The following is a 15,420-nucleotide window of genomic DNA, read 5'->3' on the forward strand; positions in this document are numbered from 1 at the left end:
TCGTATGCAAGCGGCACGATACACAGGTAATAAAACCTTCGACGTAGTTGAAGGCTCTAAAGTGGCGCCCAAAGCGGGTGAGGTCTGCATCAAAGTAGGTTTTGCTGGTATCTGCGGCACCGACATGCACATTTATCACGGCGTTATGGACAAACGCGTCTCTATCCCCCAGACCATCGGCCACGAGATGTCAGGCATTGTTGCCGAGGTTGGTGACGGTGTTACCGACTACAGTCCGGGCGATCGTGTGGTGGTGCGTCCGCTGGATCACTGTGGTGAGTGTCCTGCCTGCGACGCCGGGCACTCCCATGTTTGCCACAACCTGAAGTTTATGGGTATTGATACCACAGGTGCTTTTCAGAGCTTTTGGACTGTTAAGTCACGTACCTTACACAAGCTGCCCGAGAACGTAAGTTTAAAGCAGGGCGCGTTGGTCGAACCTCTATCGGTAGCCTGTCACGATGTGTCCCGCGCCGGGCTTAAAGCCGGCGAAAAAGCGGTGGTGCTGGGCGGCGGGCCAATTGGTCAGTTGATCGCCGCGGTGGCCAAAGGTATTGGGGCCGAGGTTATGGTCTCTGAGGTTAACGCCGATCGGTTGGCTTTTTCTGAAAAACTAGGCTTTGAAACCGTTGACCCAACCAAGCAAGACATTGGTGAAGTGGTTAAAGAGTGGACCAATGGCAAAGGCGCCGACGTGGTGTTTGAGGTAACAGGTGTGCAGCCTGCGGTGGATACCATGACCGAAATTGCCGCCGTGCGTGGCCGTATTTGTATGGTTGCTATTCACTCCGAGAAACCACAGGTTAACTTGTTCCACTTCTTCTGGAAGGAGCTAGAGTTAGTGGGTGCACGTGTGTACGAAGCCAAAGATTTTGACCAGGCGATTGATTTGATCTCGAGCGGTAAAATCACTATCGATAACTTTATTAGCTCTGTCTCACCGCTGGATAAAATTGGCGATGCCTTTGCCGGTATCGACTTAAACCCGGCGGGTATGAAAACTCTTATCGACTGTGGAGCGGAACAATGAACGACTATTTTGATTTAAGCGGTAAAGTCGCTCTGGTAACCGGTTGTAAGCGCGGCATTGGGCGCGCCATGGCCGTGGCCCTAGCCGAAGCCGGCGCTGATGTGATCGGCGTGTCGGCCTCATTAGAGTTGCAGGGCTCAGAAGTGTCGAAAGACATTGAAAAAACAGGTCGTAGGTTTTCGGCCTACCAATGTGATTTTTCCGATCGCGATAACCTAAAAAGCTTTATTGCTGAAGTTAAAAAAGATCACCCCAAAATAGATATTCTGGTTAATAACGCCGGTACTATTAAAAGGGCGCCGGCAGCTGAGCATGGCGATGATATCTGGGATGAGGTCATTGAAGTTAACCTTAATTCACAGTTTATTTTGAGCCGTGAAGTTGGCAAAACTATGGCCGAGCGTGGCAGCGGTAAAATTATCTTTACCGCCTCACTTCTGACCTTTCAAGGCGGTATTACCGTGCCGGGTTATGCGGCTAGCAAGGGTGCCATTGGCCAGCTGGCCAAAGCCTTGTCAAACGAATGGGCACCCAAGGGCGTTAATGTGAACGCCATTGCGCCCGGTTATATTGCCACTGACAACACCCAGGCACTGCGCGAAGATAAAGACCGCTCGAAAGCCATTTTAGAGCGCATTCCGCAAGGTCGCTGGGGAACCCCAGATGATTTTAAAGGCCCTACGGTATTTTTAGCCTCGAAAGCATCTGATTATATGAATGGCAGCGTCGTGTTGGTAGACGGCGGTTGGATGGGACGGTAAGCGTTATGATTAAAAATAATCTTAACTTTATTGGTGGTCAGTATGTTTCCTCCAGCTCTGATGAAACACTGGAAATTCTGAACCCCACCACGGGTGAACGGGTCGGTACTATACCGGCCGGTACCACCGAAGATGCACAAGTAGCACTAGAAAGTGCCAGTGCGGCGCAAAAGCTGTGGGCAAAGCGCACCGCGCGCGAACGCGCAGAGATAATGCGTAAGTTCGCTCAAGCGATTCGTGCGAAAAAGCCAGGGCTGGCCGAGTTGCTGGTGAGCGAACAAGGAAAATTGTTATCGGTGGCCGAGGCTGAAGTGGAAGCCACCGCGACTTTTATCGAGTACGCTTGTGATAATGCGCTGACGATCGAAGGTGATATTTTGCCGTCGGATAACCCCGGCGAGAAAATTTATATTCATAAAGTTCCGCGTGGCGTCGTGGTAGCCATCACCGCCTGGAACTTTCCGTTGGCACTTGCCGGGCGTAAAATCGGTCCGGCACTGGTGACCGGCAACGCCATCGTCGTTAAACCAACACAAGAAACGCCGCTGGCGACGTTAGCGTTGGGTGACATTGCCAACGAGGTAGGCTTACCCGCTGGCATTTTAAATATTGTTAACGGTGTTGGTTCTGTGGTTGGGCAGCATTTGTGCGAGAGCCCCATTACCCGGTTGATCACTATGACTGGTAGTACCCCGGCAGGTAAGATCATTTATCGCACCAGTGCCGAGCACCTTACTCCGGTCATGTTGGAGCTTGGGGGTAAGGCACCGTTTGTGGTGATGGAAGATGCCAACCTAGATGAAGCGGTTCAGGCCGCTTTTACCACACGGTTTGCGAACTGTGGTCAGGTTTGTACCTGTGCCGAGCGTTTGTATGTGCACGAATCTGTTTACGATAAATTTGTCGACAAACTTTTGCCGATGGTAAAGGGTATTAAGCTGGGCAACCCTATGAATCCCGAAACTACCATGGGGCCAAAAGTAAACGCTCGCGAGATCGATAACATTGACGCGATCGTTAAAAAAGGTATTGCTCAGGGCGCCAAGCTGCTGGTCGGTGGTGATGTGGCGGATGTGCCAGAGTACCCTAACGGTCATTGGTATCAGCCCACGGTACTGGGTGAAGTCGCCCAGGATAATATCCTGGTGCACGAGGAAACCTTTGGCCCGATTTTGCCAATCGTTAAAATTAAGTCTATCGACGAGGCCATTACCTACTCTAACGACAGTGAGTACGGCCTATCCACTTACTTGTTCACTGAAAATATGCGCTATATCCATCAGTACATTGATGAGGTGGAAAGTGGTGAGGTCTATGTGAACCGGGGTATCGGCGAGCAGCATCAGGGCTTCCATAACGGTTGGAAACTCAGTGGTGCCGGCGGTGAGGATGGCAAGTACGGGCTCGAACAGTACTTAGAAAAAAAGACTGTTTACCTTCAGGAATGAAAGGGTCCGATAGGGGAGTCGTTAACAGCGGCTCCTTTATCGTATGCGCCGAGTGAAAAAGAGAAATTAACGCACCTCGATCGCATCACCATAGGGTGTATCTAGCGAGACTGCTCAGCGTATATAGGTAGTATTTACTCAGACTTATTAAAATAAAGTGGTAGCTATGAACGTTTATAAAACTATAACTCCATCCGTTTTATTCTTTTCACTGTTTCTTTCGGCGTGCAACACAGAAGATACTCCAGCGGCTGCAGCCACTACCGAGGCGACAGTTGAAGAGAGTGCCGGTGCTGATCAGCCGCTGGCGGTGTTGTACAACTTTGATGATGCGCTGGACTCAACCGTTAAATCTGCTTCTGCCAATGTAACCTTGGTGGGTGATGGCTCAGATAAATCCGTTAAAATTGACTTTCTGTCAAAGGAGAATGGTTATTCGGGTATTACCTTCAAACCTGAGTCCCCTTGGGACTGGAGTAAGTTTGATAGTTTTAGCCTGAGTATGGACTTAGCTAATGATGGCGAGCAGTCGACGCAAATCTACCTGAACTTAAAAGATGGTAAAGGCAATGTAGCCACCCGAAGTGTGGTGGTGCCAAGGGGAGGCTTTAAAACATATTACGCGAAGCTTGCCGGGCACGACATTGAGTCGGCCGGTGATGCCGACGCGACTGAGCTAAACTTCTCATCTGGCTTGCGCTCAAACCCGCCCACTTGGCGTGGAGAGGCTACACACTTCATCTGGATGTGGGGTGTTAAAAGTCTGGACGTATCACAAATCACTGAGATTTCAATCAGTGTTCAGGGCGCGGTGAGTAACAAGACGATTAGCATCGATAACGTCCGTTTGACCGAAAACCCAACAATGGATGAAGAGTTCCTAGTTGGGATAGTCGACGAGTTTGGTCAAAATGCGAAATATGACTACGCCGACAAGATCGATAGTCTGGAGGAGTTGCATCAGGTACGTGATGCCGAGCTGGCTGCGCTTAATGGTAAGCCTATGGTTGATCGCTCGAAATTTAGTGGCTGGAAAAATGGCCCCAAGCTTGAAGCGACTGGGTACTTTCGCACTGAGAAAGTGGATGGCAAATGGGCTCTGGTAGATCCAGAGGGCTACCTATACTTTGCGACCGGTCTAGACATCATTCGTCTGTCTAATTCTACCACCATGACGGGCTATGATTACGATCAAGAAAAAATCAATCAGCGTGACGACGGCGACCTAACCCCGGAAGATTCTATTGGTATGCTCAAGGTCAGTGATGAAGCCAAGAAAACCCGGTTTGTGGCCTCAAAGACCCGTGCCAATATGTTTACCTGGTTGCCCGATATGGACGACGAATTGGCGAATCACTATAGCTATCGCCGCGCCGCGCACTCTGGCCCGCTGGAGCATGGCGAAACTTACAGCTTTTATCAGGCCAACCTAGAGCGTAAGTATGGCGAAACCTCGCCTAATAGCTTTTTGCAAAAATGGGAGCAGGTTACCAAACAGCGTATGTTGAACTGGGGGTTTACCTCGCTGGGCAACTGGACCGATCCGCGTTTTTACAGTAATGAGCAAATTCCGTTTTTTGCGAATGGTTGGATTATTGGCGACTTTAAAAAAGTCTCCAGCGGCAATGATTTTTGGGGGCCTTTGCCCGACGTGTTTGACCCGAAATTCGCCGAACGCGCCAAGGTGACGGCCCAGCAAGTCGCGGCAGAAGTACAAAATACGCCCTGGTGTGTGGGAGTGTTTATCGATAATGAAATGAGCTTTGGCCGCTCTGAGTCAGATCAGCTGCATTACGGTATCGTGATTAACACCCTGGGCCGCGACGCCGCCAGCGTACCCACTAAGGCTGAGTTTAGTAAGGTTATTAAAGCTAAGTACGACACGGTTGCGGCGTTTAATAACGCATGGAATCTCCAGCTGGTTGATTGGGCCGAGTTCGATAAAGGTTTCACTCCGGGTGAGATCACCGCCGCGCAACGTGAAGATTACGCCTTATTGCTCGAGCTTTACGCTACTCAGTATTACCGTGTCGTGCACGATGCCGTCGAAGATTCCTTACCCAACCATTTGTACTTAGGTTCGCGTTTGCCCGATTGGGGCATGCCCATTGAGGTGGTGCGCGCTGCGGCAAAATTCGCCGATGTGGTTAGTTACAATGTCTACAAAGAAGGCCTGAACAAGAAAAAGTGGGAGTTTCTGGCTGAGATCGACAAACCCAGTATTATCGGCGAGTTCCATATGGGGGCTATGGATCGTGGCTTATTTCACCCGGGGTTGATACACGCTGAAGATCAGGATGATCGCGCGCAAATGTACCGCCGTTATATGGATACTGTGATTGGCAACCCGTACTTTGTTGGCGCTCACTGGTTTCAGTATATGGATTCGCCGCTAACGGGTCGTGCTCACGATGGTGAGAATTATAACGTGGGTTTTGTTGATGTAACGGATACGCCTTACCCAGAAATGGTGGACGCGGCAAAGGAGCTGGGTCGCGATCTTTACGAGCAACGTTACGGGGATAAGTAAATGCAACGCAGACGCTTTATTCAGTTAGCGGCATCCGCGGGTATAGGCGCGAGTATGGCGCCCAGCCTAGCAGCAATGGCTGCGGCCGAGCGCAAGGCTCAGGTGGCGACGCCTAGCGATTTCTTGGCAATTGAACAAAACTCGCAAACCTGGCTCGGGCGTGATTTCTGGGCCAACCGTTTACAGGATTGGCAGGTCAGCAATGGCCGCATTGAGTGTGCGCAAAGTGACAAAAGCTATGAGGTGCGCACTGTATCGCTGTTAACGCGGGAATTAACGGATGCTCATAAACCTGCCCGTATTCGCGTGACAGTAGGGGCGCTGGAGCCGGATAAAGCGGGTTTTTGCGGGTTGTTGCTGGGCGTGGGAGCGGGGCAGTTAGATTATCGCGCTAGTGCGTTGGCACAGCGTTTTTCCGGTACTAATGGTGGTTTTATGGCCACGCTCAATAACCAGGGGGATTTGGCGTTTCAAGACTTTTCTGAGGCGACCAATACGCTGGCCTTTGAGTCACTGACCCGCACCGGTGCGACACCTATTGGCGCGGTGGATCATCGCGCGATTGTGCTCGACTGCCATATTGATCCTGTCTCTGATGGTCGCTTCGATGTGCGCTTAATAGCGCTTGATGCAAAAACCGAGCGGGAAATCGGCTTTGCCGTACGTACCAATGTCGCGGCCGAAGAGCTAACGGGCGGTATTATGTTGGTATCATCGACACCGGCAAATCAACCGGGCACGGGCTGGTGGTTTCAAGACGTCGCCACCGCCGGTGAGAAGATTCTGGTGGATGATAAGCGTGCCGAGGGGCCGGTGTTAGGCTGTTTGTATAGCTTGAATCAGCACGTTATGAAGCTTACCGCGCAGTTTTTTCCGCTCAATACACAAGAGCACCCCAATGCCGAGCTGCAACTAAAAAGCACTTCCGGAGAATGGACAACACGGGCTTTCGCCGCTATTGAAGATGGTTTTGTGGCGCGGTTTCGGGCTGATGACTGGCGTACTGACCAAGCAGTGGATTATCGTATTGTGGTGCCTGGTGCTGCGAAATACCCGCCCTTTGAAGGGCGCTTTCGACGCGACTCGGGTGGCACTGATGAGCTTAACGTGGGGTTGTACTCTTGTATTATTCCCACCGCTAAATCGTTGGATGAAGGCCATTACAAAAAGCTGATTCCTGAAGAGCAGGTGTTGGGGCGCTATACTTCTGACAATATTTTCTTTCCACATAATGAACTTGTCGCAAACAGTTCATCCCACGATCCGGATTTGTGCTTGTTTGTTGGTGACCAGTATTACGAAACTTATCCGACTCGTTATGGGCGCGATACTCCGCAAGCTAAGCTCGATACCCTATATCGCTGGTATTTGTGGTTATGGGCGTTTCGCGATATGACTCGCAATCGCCCCGCAATAGTTCTGGTGGACGACCACGATGTGCTGCAGGGTAACCTGTGGGGAAATGCCGGGGTATCCGGTGGTCCCAAAGAAGAGGACGGCGGCTTTAAATGGGATGTAGACTTAATGCGGATGGTGTATCGGGTGCAGTGCAGCCATAACCCTGACGCATACGATACGACGCCTATTAATGGCTGTATCCCGGTTTACTATGGGTCGTTTGTTTATGGCGGCGTGAATTTTGCTTTTGTTGAAGACCGCAAATTTAAAACGCCGCCCGATTACGATTCCAACCCGTTAAAAACCGCGGGGGAGTTACTCGGTAAGCGTCAGGAGCAATTTTTAGATAATTGGGCAAAATCCCGCCCTGGGATGCCTAAAGCTATTATCACGGCCTCTATGTGGGGATCACCACAAACCGATGAGAACGGCCAACCCCTACTAGATTACGACGCCAACGGTTACCCGCCCGATGGGCGCCGGCGGGCAATTGCTCTGGCTAAAAAAGCGCAAGCTGTGGTCTTGTCCGGTGATCAGCATTTAGGGATGTTGGCAGAGCAATGTCTGGACTCGTTTGACGATGGGGTTCTGTTTTTTTCGGGTCCGGCTTCGGCGGCGTTTTGGCAACGTTGGTTTGAGCCGGCTGAAGCTCTGGAGCATCAACGCGATGGCAATCGAAACAGTGGTGACTTTGTCGATACCTTTGGCAATAAAATGCGAGTGCTGGCCGTCGCCAACCCCAAAATTAGCCACGCCGACTTTCAGGACGATAACACCACCTGGGGTAAATTTTTGGCGGATCGGCAATTAAAAAGTGAAGGGTATGGCTTGGTGCGATTCAAGCCCGCCAGAGGCGAAGTTGCTTTCGAATGCTGGCCCTGGGATGCCGATCCCGCGAGCGACTCGCAATTTTCCGGGTGGCCTTACCACTACAAGCTTTAATTACTTAGTGTTTTTTAAGGGGCTTCGGCCCCTTTTTTATTTCTTTAATGAAACTCCCTCCCTCTTCTAAGTTGCAGAACTGTGAGCTGATCGGCCTTTCTGAGCAAGGCTTGTTCGGTCGCCTTTACTTAAATTATCGTAAACAGTAAATTGTTAACAATAGGTTATAAGTAAGACGAATTGTCGTGCCTTGACGCGACAGCAGAATACGGGCGATAGAGTGTAGCGAGCGCAGGAGCGTAGCTGCGCCAGATGTCCTCTCCCTAGGCTGTCATGCTTGTTCAGCCGATTTGCTTGCAGGCACTACCAACGGAACCGGTAGGTTTGCTAAGTACACCTAGGTAAATAATAAAACAAATGGAGGTAATTCCAGTGAGAGTCAAACGTTTTTCTCGTTTAACCTTGGCCTGTGCAATTTCATCGGTCGTGGCCGGTGCAATGGCGTCAACTGCATTAGCGCAAAGTGTGCAAGTTCAGGCTGAAAACTTTACGGCCCAAGGGGGCACCTATGCTGACGGCCAGCCTCAGGCGGTCAGTACTTATAGCGTTAATGGCGTGCAGGCCATTAACTATGTTAACCGTGGCGATTATGTCGAGTACGAGGTAAACATCGCTGAAGCCGGTGTGTACACCGTGCAATATTTAATTGGTACCGCGGTGCCCAGCGGCGCCGAGGTGGAGTTGTCGGTTAAAACTGGCAACACCTGGCAAAGCCAGGGTACAACCACGGTACCCACCGGCGGCTGGGATAACTTTCAGCCTTTAGACGGTGCGCACGAAATCACTTTGCCCGCGGGCAATGTCAGCATTCGTTTAACCGGTAGCGGCGCCAACGACTGGCAGTGGAACCTCGATGAGTTCGCGCTGACCTTAATCCAATCTGAAGTTGAGCCTGAAACTCCCTCCGATATCAGCCAGGAGGCGGAAGACTATCACGCGGTGAGCGGCACCTTCGCCGACGGCCAGGCCGCACCGGTTAGCACCTATTCGGTTAATGGCAGTACTGCGCTAAATTATATTAACCGTGGCGACGCGATCGAGTATCAAATTTCAGTTGATCGCGCCGGTATTTATGATTTGACCTACTTTATTGGTACGGCGATTACCTCGGGTGCGCAAGTTGAGTTTCAGGTTAAACAAAACGGCAACTGGGTGTCACAGGGCGCTAAAAGTGTTACCGCCAGCGGTTGGGATAACTTTCAGGCGCAGACCGCCGGTCATACCGTTCAGCTCCCGGCCGGTGTGGTAGAGGTGCGCTTGTTGGCCTCCGGCAGCAATGATTGGCAGTGGAACATCGATAAGTTCGACTTGGCGTTTGTCAGTGACAGTGATGCCAGTTCTAGCAGCGTGAGCAGCTCTAGCAGTGTCAGCAGTTCTAGTTCGTCGATCAGTAGCTCCAGCAGCTCGGTCAGCAGTTCCAGCACGTCAAGCAGCTCTGTGAGCAGTAGCTCTAGCTCATCGGTTAGCTCTGGTAGCTCTAGTTCGCAAGTGCCTGGCGGCGTTGTTACCGTATCGGGTGACTTCTCGCTTGAGGCTGAAAGTTTTAATGCTGTCGGTGGTGAGGTAGAAATTTACAGCGTTGATGGCGGCCATGCCGTTAACTACTTTAATGCCGGTGATTATTTAGAGTTTGACATCGATAACGCCCAGGGCGGTTTGTATGAAGCGGTGTATCGCGTAGGCACCGGTAACGCTAGCGGCTCGGCGGTAGGTTTGATGCTGACTGATCACCAGGGTGATCTGGTCCTTAAGAATAAAACCGATGTGGTAAGCCAGGGTGGTTGGGATGTCTTCTATGATGTTACCTCAAGCACGCGTTTCAATGTTTACCCTGGCATCAGCAAGGTACGTATTACCGGCGCCGGTACTGAAGACTTCCAGTTTAATATCGACAATATTGTTTTCAAATATTTAGGTCCTGTCGATGACAACTTGGATGGCGACGGCGACGGTGTAGCCGATATCAATGATACTTGCCCTAGTACGCCGAGCGGTGAAGCGGCCAACGGCGAAGGGTGTTCGCCCTCGCAGCTGGATACCGATGTTGACGGTATCAACGACGCCGACGACCAGTGCCCCAACAGTGCAATGGACGCCTTTGTAAACTCTGTTGGTTGCGCCACCAGCGGCGGCGATGACGATGATTTTGACGGTGTGTTTAACTGGGATGACCAGTGCCCCAACACGTTCCGCATGAATGTGGGCCCTGATGGTTGCCTCGCTTCCGGTCGCGACAGTGACGGCGATGGTGTGGTAAACAGCGTTGATGTGTGTCCGGCCACTCCGGGCAGCGAGTTTGCTAATGGGCAAGGTTGCTCATCCTCGCAAGTAAGTACGGTAGAGTCGGTAGACGTCCACGTGAATGCTAATATCGAGCACATTGTTAACGGTGTGTCTGACTTTGGCCGCGATCGTCATATGACCGTTCACAGCACCGTGTTTGAGCAAGACTGGGAAGGTCACGCCGATAAGCTGAACTACCTGCTGAACGAGCTTGATGTATACATGGGGCGCGATAATGGCTCGGCAACTTGGAAGTTTCAGGACACGCAGGAAGATCCAAACCGCCCCAACATGGCCGATTTAGAGTGGATGGAAGGTCGCGGCGCGGAACTGCGTCAAGCCTATGAAGACAACCCATTCTACTCGCGCTTCCCCGACTCTAAAACGCAGATGATTGCCGGTACTAACCCGCACCCTGTGTACCCAACCCTAAGCTGGTACGACAATGGTAAGACCTGGTCGGGTTGGCAGCCGATGGATATCCAAACCTCGGCCGAGTGGGTGGGTAAATACCTGGAAAGCTACTTTGCCAACAGTACAAACGGCAATGTCGGTGAGCCTACCCCGACTTATTGGGAGGTCATCAACGAGCCGGATATGAAGATGAAGACCGGTCAGTTCATGGTCACCAACCAAGAGCAGATTTGGGAGTACCACAACCTGGTCGCGCAAGAGATTCGCTCGCGTCTGGGCAATGAGGCGCCACTGATTGGTGGTATGACCTGGGGCCAACACGATTTCTATCGTCGCGATGGTATCTCGCGTTTTGCCGATGATTCTTACGATCAGTGGATTGTGGCTGATGATCCGGCCGCCGAGGCTGAATCGGAAGCTTTCTTTGAAAGTCGCATGGCAACTACTGTGGATGACACTCGTGCGCTGGATTGGTATCAGTGGGACGTGATGTGGAAAGGCTTTATGGATGCCGCCGGCGACAACATGGACTTTTATGCCGTACACATTTACGACTGGCCCTCGGTTAACGAAGGCGGCAAAGGCACCTTGCGCCGTGGTGGCCACGTACAAGGCATGCTGGACATGATGGAGTGGTACGACGTGCACGAAAACGGCATGAGCAATCGCAAGCCCATCGTGTTATCTGAGTACGGTGCTGTGCAAGGTGGCTGGGATTACCTACCGCACGAGCCGCGTTACGATGCTGAAGTGCTGAAATCTTTTAACGGCATGTTGATGCAGTTTTTGGAGCGTCCGGACTATGTGACTAAGTCTATGCCTTTCACGCCCGCTAAACCGCTTTGGGGTTATGTAGGTGCGCAAGATGGTTATACCACGGTTGGAACGTGTGGTTACAAAGAGGTGCCAGATTGTCAAAACCGTTACCATTACGCCATGATGATTGAAGAGAACCTCAACCAAGGTGATTGGACGTGGTCAGATTACATTCGCTTTTACGAGCTGTGGGACGATGTTGATGGCACCCGTGTGGATACCCGATCATCGGATGCGGATGTGCAAATCGAATCTTACGTAGATGGCGATGAGGTATTCGTTATTCTGAACAACCTGGAAGACGAATCCACCACCGTAAATCTTAACTTACACGGCCTGTCGCTGGGTAATGTATCCAAGGTTGAAATGCGTGATATGCACTTTGATGCCAATCACAAAACTCAGCTGGATCGTCGCTTTATGGACGAAGCGCCAAGCACGGTAACCCTCGCACCGGACGGCACTATCGTCTTGCGTTACACCATGAATAACAATGTGGTGGTCAACGAGCAGGTGCAAGAGAAGAAGTACTTTGGCAACAGTGTTAGCGGCGGCAGCGTACCACACCGCGTATCCATCGCCGGTGGCGCCGTACCTGTCTCCATCGATAATGTACAAGTGCCAAGCGGTCCGGCCGAGGCAATGCTGCGCTTAACCGTTGCTATGTACATGAGTGAAGACGATGTGCCAAATGGCAACCTGACCATTAATACCCTGACCATCAACGGGGTAGAAGTGGATACGCCAATTGACTGGCGCGGCCCGGCTGATTACCAAGCTGATCGTTACTTCGCCACACTGGAGATTCCGGTGCCGGTCGAGGTACTGCAAAGCAATAATGATATTCAGGTGGACTTCCGCCACAACGGTGAGTTGACGGTTGCCAACCTGGTTGTTTGGGACTTTACCACCAGTCCGGGTCGATAAGCGTTAATTGACCTGAACTTTGGCGCGGAGCTTTGCTCCGCGCTTTTTTGTGTCTGCTATTTACCCTCCGGTCTCTCTTGTATTGTAGCCGGTCGTTTTTAGCAATTGCATAATACGGCCGCACAATACAATCGCTGTTGTTCCTAACAATACTGGAAACAGCAAAAAGCCCCAGCTTTGACCGCTGAGCATAATAAGTATTGGGTTGGCGCCAGCCGGTGGGTGTGTGGTGCGCGTGATTAACATAGCACTAACGGCTAAGCCACTGGCTAAGCCTAATGATAATGGCGTTACTCCCATCAGTGCGCTGACGGCCACACCGATGGCGGCCGTAATTAAATGGCCGACAATAACATTCTTAGCGTGAGCTAGCGGGCTTTCAGGTAGACCAAAAACTAAAACCGCAGTAGCGCCAAACGGCGCCATAAGCAGTGCAAGGTCAGAGAGTCTGTGCTCGGCAAGGGCTAGGGCGCCAATGGCCAGGGCTGCTCCTAATCCAGCGTATATCGCCATAAAATATCGGTTCATAAGATTTCCATATATCAGGTAGACCGTATTGTCTACTTGGTTCTATGGTAGACAATACGGTCTACTTTTGTCAATATGTGCTCTTCAATGGAGGGGGGGTGTATGACAGACAAACGGCAAATCTTGATTGATACCGCACTGCAGTTGTTTTACCAAAATGGGGTTAACTCGGTAGGGATTAACGAAATACTTAACGCCTCGGGTATTGCCAAAAAAACGCTTTATCGTCATTTTTCAGGCAAAAATGCGTTAATTTTGGCGGTTCTTGAGCAGCGCCACCGGGTATTTACGCAGTGGCTCGCCGGGGTGCTGCAAGGCGCACCCTCTGACAGTGAGGTTGTTGAGCGTTTATTTAATGGCTTGTCAGCGTGGTTTGAGGGGCGTGTGTCGGCGCTCGGTAACTATCGCGGATGTTTTTTTATTAATACTTGTGCGGAGCTGGGTGATACCGACAGCGAGATTTCTCAGTTCTGTCAATATCATAAGCGGCAGGTACGTCAGTTAATAGGTGAGTCTCTGGGTGGCAAAAATAACGAGACTTTGTTGGATGCGATTTGCTTGTTAAAAGAAGGGGCGATTAGTGCCGCCTACGTGGCACAAGATAAGTGGGCTCCCGATGCTTGTATACGTATTTTGCGCGCCTTGTAACCGCCGTCGGGCTTGGAAGGGGAGTCAAGCATTGGGTGCACCTTAAAAAGGTAAGGTGCACCATCAGCGGTATTATTTAATATTACCGAGTAAACATTTCTTCGCTTTGGCCAAGCTTTTTTCTTTTAGTGCATCGACAATTGCTTTGTGCTCTTCTACGCAATCTTTAGGTGAAGACAGTCGCTTATAGTTCATGCGCATACGCAATACAATGGGGTACCAAAGGTTTACTAATTCTTGGCCGCCACCTTTATAAACCAGCAGACGGTGAAAATCGATATCGGCTTTGGTAACTTCGGTAAAGTCTTCTTTGACAAAAGCCTCTTGAATTCGCTCAAGAATTTCATCAAAGTGGCCGAAGTCTTCTTCCGTTAATGTGTTTTTGATATTCGATAGGGCATGCAGCTCGATTTTGCGGCGAATATCAATCATCAGCTCTTGCATGCCAGTATTGAGAGCGCTGTTAACGGAAACCCCGCAGTTACTTTTAGAGACCAGCAGTCCCTCTTTGGTTAGTTGTAACAGCACTTCGCGAATAGGGCCCCGTGACACACCAAATCGCTCAGACAGTGATTGTTCACTTAACCGTTCGTTGGGTTCTAATGTGCCCGAGATAATGTCAGATCGAATTTGGTCGGCGATCTGATCTTTAACGGATATAATTTTATTGCCGAACATAATTGTCATTGTCTCTAATACAAATTTCGCACTCTAAGATTAGAGGGTTCATTGTGGATTGTCAATTGTTTACAGTGGTTCGGTCTGACCAATTATTGTTAGATGGTCTACTATTGTCCGTCAAAGTGCCGATGGTGGCAAGTGGCTAAGGTGTCGGGCGCAGGCTGGGCGGCCACAACCCGTAGGGGGCCTCCCCCTACGGGTTGCTGGTTAGGCCAGTTTGTGGGTTTTGTCAAAAAAGCGCAACGTTTCGGCCACCTGCTTGTGCCAGTAGGCCCACTCGTGACCACCGCTACCTGCTTGAAACTGATGCGCAATGCCGGCAGAGCTTAAACGCTCACTTAATGTGAGGTTGCCGGGGAAAAGAACATCCTCCGTGCCGCAATCGAGCCGCATAGGGGGGAGGTGTTCTTGCATCTGGGTAAACCAGTAGAGAAGGTCGGGTTCTTGCTCGTTATCGCACTGATAAATGGCAAGATCTTCATTAACAAAGTGTTTAAAGTCTTCCAGGCAGGTGATAGAGGAATGCGCCGAAATACCGCTGACTTGACGCGCGTGTTTGGCGCCCAAACGCAGGGCGCCATACCCGCCCATCGATAGTCCGGATAAATAGACCTTGGAGCTACCACTTACACAGCTCAGTGACTGTGTAAGGGCGGTTAGTACGTCGTCCATTATCCAGCTGTCAAAATCCAGGCCGTTACTTAGGGGTAAATAACCACTGCCAGCGTAATAGCTGCCGTCCTCGGGCATCACAAGTAGCATCTCGTCGATTTCGCCGCTTTCGCGCAGGCTCTCGTATACTTTGTGCACGCCACCTAAGTCCATCCATACCCAATGGTTGCCGTAAACGCCGTGCAGCAAAACAACAATGGGTAGGTTGGTCTTATCGCTATTGGCGTTGTAACAGCTAATGTTACCCCGGCCCTTTAGTGCCGATGAATGTACGGTTAAGTACTTCAGTTTACCCCCAAGCTCGCCAGAGCCCTTGGAGGCCTCAATTTGTTGAATCGTCAT

General features: G+C 50.9%; 10 protein-coding genes. 7 read left to right on the plus strand and 3 right to left on the minus strand.

Going from position 1 to position 15,420, the window contains the following annotated elements; all coding sequences use genetic code 11:
* Window positions 1-4 precede the first annotated feature (4 nt).
* The 6 genes from ACGHAD_RS06545 to ACGHAD_RS06570 all read left to right on the plus strand — a co-directional run bounded on the left by ACGHAD_RS06545 (window position 5) and on the right by ACGHAD_RS06570 (window position 12,549).
* Window positions 5-1,030 (plus strand): zinc-binding dehydrogenase, encoded by a 1,026-nt coding sequence (locus tag ACGHAD_RS06545; RefSeq protein ID WP_382416260.1) that lies wholly within the window; start codon window positions 5-7, stop codon window positions 1,028-1,030.
* Entirely contained in the window at window positions 1,027-1,791 is a 765-nt protein-coding gene (locus ACGHAD_RS06550) for an SDR family NAD(P)-dependent oxidoreductase (RefSeq protein ID WP_382416258.1), read from the plus strand. Before ACGHAD_RS06545 ends, ACGHAD_RS06550 begins: the two co-directional genes overlap by 4 nt.
* A gap of 5 nt (window positions 1,792-1,796) precedes the next feature.
* The gene (aldA, locus tag ACGHAD_RS06555; RefSeq protein WP_382416256.1) at window positions 1,797-3,239 is read left to right on the plus strand and encodes an aldehyde dehydrogenase; all 1,443 of its coding nucleotides are present in this window, start codon (window positions 1,797-1,799) and stop codon (window positions 3,237-3,239) included.
* A 166-nt stretch (window positions 3,240-3,405) separates the two neighbouring features.
* The gene (locus ACGHAD_RS06560; protein WP_382416254.1) at window positions 3,406-5,769 is read left to right on the plus strand and encodes an agarase; all 2,364 of its coding nucleotides are present in this window, start codon (window positions 3,406-3,408) and stop codon (window positions 5,767-5,769) included.
* Window positions 5,770-8,109 carry an alkaline phosphatase D family protein gene (locus ACGHAD_RS06565; RefSeq protein WP_382416252.1) on the plus strand — a complete coding sequence of 780 codons (2,340 nt, stop codon included), beginning with the start codon at window positions 5,770-5,772 and terminating at the stop codon, window positions 8,107-8,109.
* A gap of 372 nt (window positions 8,110-8,481) precedes the next feature.
* Window positions 8,482-12,549 carry a carbohydrate-binding protein gene (locus ACGHAD_RS06570; protein ID WP_382416250.1) on the plus strand — a complete coding sequence of 1,356 codons (4,068 nt, stop codon included), beginning with the start codon at window positions 8,482-8,484 and terminating at the stop codon, window positions 12,547-12,549.
* Between the two features lie 60 nt (window positions 12,550-12,609).
* Here the strand turns inward: ACGHAD_RS06570 and ACGHAD_RS06575 are convergent, their stop codons facing one another.
* A complete protein-coding gene (locus tag ACGHAD_RS06575; RefSeq protein ID WP_382416248.1) occupies window positions 12,610-13,077 on the minus strand; it encodes an HPP family protein in 468 nt (155 codons plus the stop codon).
* A gap of 102 nt (window positions 13,078-13,179) precedes the next feature.
* Here ACGHAD_RS06575 and ACGHAD_RS06580 point away from each other — a divergent pair, with 102 nt between their 5' ends.
* A complete protein-coding gene (locus ACGHAD_RS06580; protein WP_382416246.1) occupies window positions 13,180-13,725 on the plus strand; it encodes a TetR/AcrR family transcriptional regulator in 546 nt (181 codons plus the stop codon).
* A gap of 72 nt (window positions 13,726-13,797) precedes the next feature.
* On the opposite strand, the gene ACGHAD_RS06585 is transcribed toward ACGHAD_RS06580, so the two are convergent.
* Entirely contained in the window at window positions 13,798-14,412 is a 615-nt protein-coding gene (locus tag ACGHAD_RS06585; protein ID WP_390403592.1) for a GntR family transcriptional regulator, read from the minus strand.
* Between the two features lie 201 nt (window positions 14,413-14,613).
* Window positions 14,614-15,420: an alpha/beta hydrolase gene (locus tag ACGHAD_RS06590; RefSeq protein WP_382416242.1), complete on the minus strand. Its 807-nt coding sequence runs from the start codon at window positions 15,418-15,420 to the stop codon at window positions 14,614-14,616.

This window comes from Gilvimarinus japonicus, from assembly GCF_042847215.1.
Lineage (GTDB): Bacteria > Pseudomonadota > Gammaproteobacteria > Pseudomonadales > Cellvibrionaceae > Gilvimarinus > Gilvimarinus japonicus.

What these genes read in the sequence shown, in the direction of transcription:
- ACGHAD_RS06545 (WP_382416260.1), top strand. Translation starts at nt 5, where the DNA reads ATGCAAGCGGCACGATACACAGGTAATAAAACCTTCGACGTAGTTGAA.
- ACGHAD_RS06550 (WP_382416258.1), top strand. Translation starts at nt 1,027, where the DNA reads ATGAACGACTATTTTGATTTAAGCGGTAAAGTCGCTCTGGTAACCGGT.
- aldA (WP_382416256.1), top strand. Translation starts at nt 1,797, where the DNA reads ATGATTAAAAATAATCTTAACTTTATTGGTGGTCAGTATGTTTCCTCC.
- ACGHAD_RS06560 (WP_382416254.1), top strand. Translation starts at nt 3,406, where the DNA reads ATGAACGTTTATAAAACTATAACTCCATCCGTTTTATTCTTTTCACTG.
- ACGHAD_RS06565 (WP_382416252.1), top strand. Translation starts at nt 5,770, where the DNA reads ATGCAACGCAGACGCTTTATTCAGTTAGCGGCATCCGCGGGTATAGGC.
- ACGHAD_RS06575 (WP_382416248.1), bottom strand. Translation starts at nt 13,077, where the DNA reads ATGAACCGATATTTTATGGCGATATACGCTGGATTAGGAGCAGCCCTG.
- ACGHAD_RS06580 (WP_382416246.1), top strand. Translation starts at nt 13,180, where the DNA reads ATGACAGACAAACGGCAAATCTTGATTGATACCGCACTGCAGTTGTTT.
- ACGHAD_RS06585 (WP_390403592.1), bottom strand. Translation starts at nt 14,412, where the DNA reads ATGACAATTATGTTCGGCAATAAAATTATATCCGTTAAAGATCAGATC.
- ACGHAD_RS06590 (WP_382416242.1), bottom strand. Translation starts at nt 15,420, where the DNA reads ATGACGATTCAACAAATTGAGGCCTCCAAGGGCTCTGGCGAGCTTGGG.